General features: G+C 59.9%; 6 protein-coding genes. All 6 read left to right on the forward strand.

Translation table 11 applies throughout. The features are described 5' to 3' along the window. Positions 1 to 147: 147 nt before the first annotated feature. On the forward strand, positions 148 to 462 hold the full coding sequence (locus ABYO54_RS14945; RefSeq protein ID WP_372809039.1) for a hypothetical protein: 315 nt from the start codon (positions 148 to 150) through the stop codon (positions 460 to 462). A gap of 42 nt (positions 463 to 504) precedes the next feature. Next, a complete protein-coding gene (locus tag ABYO54_RS14950; RefSeq protein ID WP_372809040.1) occupies positions 505 to 999 on the forward strand; it encodes a DNA cytosine methyltransferase in 495 nt (164 codons plus the stop codon). Between the two features lie 2 nt (positions 1,000 to 1,001). Next, on the forward strand, positions 1,002 to 1,238 hold the full coding sequence (locus tag ABYO54_RS14955) for a hypothetical protein (RefSeq protein WP_372809041.1): 237 nt from the start codon (positions 1,002 to 1,004) through the stop codon (positions 1,236 to 1,238). Between the two features lie 83 nt (positions 1,239 to 1,321). Beyond that, positions 1,322 to 1,744, forward strand: coding sequence for a hypothetical protein (locus tag ABYO54_RS14960; protein WP_372809042.1), 423 nt, complete (start codon positions 1,322 to 1,324; stop codon positions 1,742 to 1,744). 38 nt (positions 1,745 to 1,782) lie between these two features. Then, a complete protein-coding gene (locus tag ABYO54_RS14965) occupies positions 1,783 to 2,316 on the forward strand; it encodes a hypothetical protein (RefSeq protein WP_372809043.1) in 534 nt (177 codons plus the stop codon). 2 nt (positions 2,317 to 2,318) lie between these two features. After that, positions 2,319 to 3,881 (forward strand): phage portal protein (locus tag ABYO54_RS14970; protein WP_372809044.1); only part of this gene is annotated, 1,563 nt, incomplete at its 3' end.

Genomic DNA, 3,881 nt, shown 5'->3' on the forward strand with positions numbered 1-3,881 from the left:
AGCAAATCCGCGACACGCTCGTTATGATCGATTTTAAAAACGGCGACGTCTTCCACTATCTCGACCACCTCGCCGCCGGAATGGTTAAGGCTTGCGGATACTAATTCAACCCCGGGGCCGCAAGGCCCCGCTTATGGAGATTTAAAAATGAGTGAATTAATCGAAAAAGAATTCAAGAAAGCCCGCGCGGACGGCTACGTCAAATCCCCGAATAATATCTATGGCCTCCCCGGAATCGGGGTTTATGCCGGAGGGCCGAACCGCCCGGAATTGGCTTGGGCGTGGGAAATTCGTATCGAGGATATTTTCGACCATCCCATCGCTGTTTATGTGGAGCATTGGAAAGATGGCAAGATCCAGCCCCGCCCCGTCGTGATGCACCGTTTTGTAACGTGGCCCGCCTTTATGGCCTATTGCAGAAAAAACGGCCAATTATCCCGCCCTGGCGGCTCTCACTTCTAATCAACCCCGGGGCCGCAAGGCCCCGCCTTTGGAGTTTTTACAATGATTTCCGTTAACAGTTATTTTTCCGGCGCGGGTTTGTTGGACATTGGATTGAAGGCGGCGGGGCTGGATGTCGCCGCGTCCTACGAGCTCGACGCAGACGCGGTGCGCGTCCAGGAAGGAAACCTCGGCGGGCACGTCGTCCAATGCGACATTGCTAACAAGCGCGTCACTTGGCCCGCTGCGATCCGTGCGCGCATGTCTGGAAAATATCGCGACCTTCCGATTGTTTCGGACCCGGAACGGGGAGACATTGCACCGACTTGCGTCGCGCATTATTCCAAGGATAAGTCGACGCGGCTGGTAATGGATCGGCGCTTTCCGCTGGGTGTCCGGCCTTATTCCGTACGGGAATATGCCCGCTTGCAGGGCGTGCCTGATTGGTTTACGTTCAACTGTTCCGATACCGCCGCCTATCGCATGATAGGCAATGGCGTATCGGTCCCGGTTGGTGAGTGGATCGGGCGAGAACTGAAGCGATATTTCGAGGCGTAAAAATGAAATGCAACCATTGCAAAAAGGATATCCCGACAGCTCAAGCGGTTCGGGCGGTTGAAAGATATCTAAAATCGTTTCCACCGACCGTTGTTCCGCAGGCGGTGGCGGCGCGGGTGCTGGGCATCTCGCCGCAATTGATCCATGCGCGGATCAAGCGTGGGCTTGTTGAAACGGTCGAGGTCTATGGAGATCCGTGGGTGTGTCTCGCTGACTTTCCGGAGTACGGCAAAGCCTAAGGCCCAACCTAGCCCGGCCCGGTCTTGTTTGGTCCGGTTTGGTCGTTAACGCCGATGTCGAATGCCTTGGTAAACTGCATGGCATGGGCAATCCATCCATCACGCAAGTACGCGCCGCGCTGGAGAGCGAATTCGGCGAGCCGCTCCCGGCTATCGTTGCCGGGTTCGTCGACCAGGGTACCACTCGCAAAGATTGCGCGGGCGCTTTGGAGGTATCCGTCAACTCGCTGCGCACGTTTTGCCGCCGCGAATCCATCCGCTTCCCGACCGCGAACGACCGCCGCCGCCGCTCCGGCTATGGTTTCGAAGAGACCGAGGGCGAGCGCCGCGCAAACATATCGCGCTCGCTGCGCCGCCGGGGCAAGCAATACACCGCCATGGGCCGCACCATGAGCCTCACCGAATGGGCCGACTTTTCCGGCATCCCCCGCCAAACCCTGCAACGCCGGATTGGCCGAATGGGTTTGAGCATGGCGCAGGCGCTTGAATATAGCGCCGCGCGCTAGACAACTCCGATCTGCGCCGCCGGGCCTACGTTGCGCGCATGACAGATTTCACGATTTATGGCGGCCTTGCCGTGCTGCAGTATTATTCCACCACCGTCTACACGCAGGCGAAGGGGTGGGAGCTGAAGGCGCGGCTTTCGGGCAACGAAAAAACCATCGCCATCGCCGCCGATCATTTTTCCGACGACGGGTCCGGTACGTGGTCGCTCGAGTGGCCCGGTGCGGCAACCGCCGATCTGGCCTCTGCCGACTACACCCTGACAATCATTGCCTGCGAAACAACGGGCGTGGGCACCGAGCTCCCCGTACACCACGTCGGCGTCCGCGTTGTGGCGGCTGACGAAACAGACCTGCGCTCGGGCACGAAAAAAACGCTCGATGCCCTGATTGCGCTGCGCGACGGCAAGGCCACGCGCGACGAAATGAGCCGCTCATACAATGGCCGCTCTATCTCTCGGATGGGTTGGGAGGAACTTGCAAAGGCGATCCGCGAGGTCCGTGCGGAGTATCAGCGCGAGCAACGCCGCGCCGCCGGAAAAACCGGATTCGGAACCGTGAATTATGAGTTTTAACCATGTCTGACATCTACGCGGCACCCGGCACCCGGGCACTGGACAACGCGGCAGCCCCTGCAACGCTAGAGCGCGCAAGCTCGCCAGGCAATTCGGGGCTCCGCCTTTCCTCGCGCCGTTCGCGCGGGTTCGATTTCGCCGAAAACGGGCGCTTCACGGGCGAGTTTAACAGCGCAACCCTCACCGCCGATCAGGCAGTGTTCTATGCCATACAAACCACCCGCAACCGGGCGCGCGAGCTGGAGCAAACACACCCGCTGACCCGAAAATTCATCACCCAGACCAAGGACGGCGTCATTGGATCCGCGCCGCTGCGCTTCCAATCCAAGGCCGCCGATTTCAGCGGGGCGGAAATGAAGCCCGACCCCGGCGCACGCTCCATGATCGAGCGCCGCTATCGCGATTTCTCTCACCGAAAAAACTATTCGCTCGATCATCGACTGAACCGCCGCCGCTCGTCGCGCATGGAGGTTGCTCGCCTGATCGTCGACGGCGAGGTTTTCATTCGCAAAATCCGCGCCGCCGATAATCCGCACCGCTTCACCACCCAGATAATCGATGCCGACCTGTGCGACATCCGGCTCAACACGGATTGCGACATCCATGGCCACCGCATCATTATGGGCGTCAAGGTCGATGCCAACCACCGCCCGATATCCTACTTCTTCCGCCCTCAGCCCGTTGGTCCGTTTGCGGGGGTGCTCGCCTCGCCGATTGTGGGCGAACACATCGAGATTCCCGCTGATGAAATCATCCATCTCTACGAGCCCGAGCGCCCGGGCCAAACGCGCGGGCTAACCTATCTCGCCCCGGCGGGCATGCGCGCGAAATTGCTCGACGGCCTCGAAACATCTGTCTTGGTGGGCTACAAGGTGGCCGCCGCCAAGATGGGCTTCCTGATGCCAGGCGAAGGCTACGAAGGCGACGAAATCGACCCAGACGACATTGCCCGTGAGGTTGCTCCGGGTCAACTCGACCTGCTGCCCAAGGGCGTCCAGTTCGGTTCTTTCGATCCGGCTTACCCAAACGCCGAATACGATGTCATCAAAACCGCCGTCTCGAAAGAAATTGCCAGCGCCTTCGGCGTTTCCTATCCGGAACTTGGCAACTCGTATGAAGGTCTGTCGTTTTCCGCCGGGCAGCTTGCGCGCGATGCCGACGAAAAGCTATACGACAGCCTCCGCGCGACGCTGGTTGAGGAAGTGGAAGAAGAGGTCTATCGCGGCTGGCTATCCATGCAGTTGGTGTTCGGCCTGCTCCCGTTCCCGATCAAGCGCAAGAAAAAATATGAGGAAGTCCGCTTTTTGCCGCCCCGGAAGAAACCCGTCGACGGGCTGAAAGATGCGAAAACCAAAGAGCTGCGCGCATCGATCTACGATGTTGACCCCTACGAAATGGCCGCCGAATCCGGTGCCGATTTCGAGGATCGACTCGACAACATCGCCCGTGCAAAGGCGGCGTGCGAAGAGCGCGGCCTTCCGTTCCCGTCCGCCTGGGGCGGCGATCAGGCCGAAGACCCGGTCGTCGAAGCGCTCATCACCGAGCCCGAACCGCCCGCCGCCCCG

It is taken from the genome of Pontiella sp. (assembly GCF_041622395.1).
Taxonomy (GTDB): Bacteria; Verrucomicrobiota; Kiritimatiellia; order Kiritimatiellales; family Pontiellaceae; genus Pontiella.

Coding starts and splice junctions, on each gene's coding strand:
- ABYO54_RS14945 (WP_372809039.1), top strand. CDS start 148: ATGAGTGAATTAATCGAAAAAGAATTCAAGAAAGCCCGCGCGGACGGC.
- ABYO54_RS14950 (WP_372809040.1), top strand. CDS start 505: ATGATTTCCGTTAACAGTTATTTTTCCGGCGCGGGTTTGTTGGACATT.
- ABYO54_RS14955 (WP_372809041.1), top strand. CDS start 1,002: ATGAAATGCAACCATTGCAAAAAGGATATCCCGACAGCTCAAGCGGTT.
- ABYO54_RS14960 (WP_372809042.1), top strand. CDS start 1,322: ATGGGCAATCCATCCATCACGCAAGTACGCGCCGCGCTGGAGAGCGAA.
- ABYO54_RS14965 (WP_372809043.1), top strand. CDS start 1,783: ATGACAGATTTCACGATTTATGGCGGCCTTGCCGTGCTGCAGTATTAT.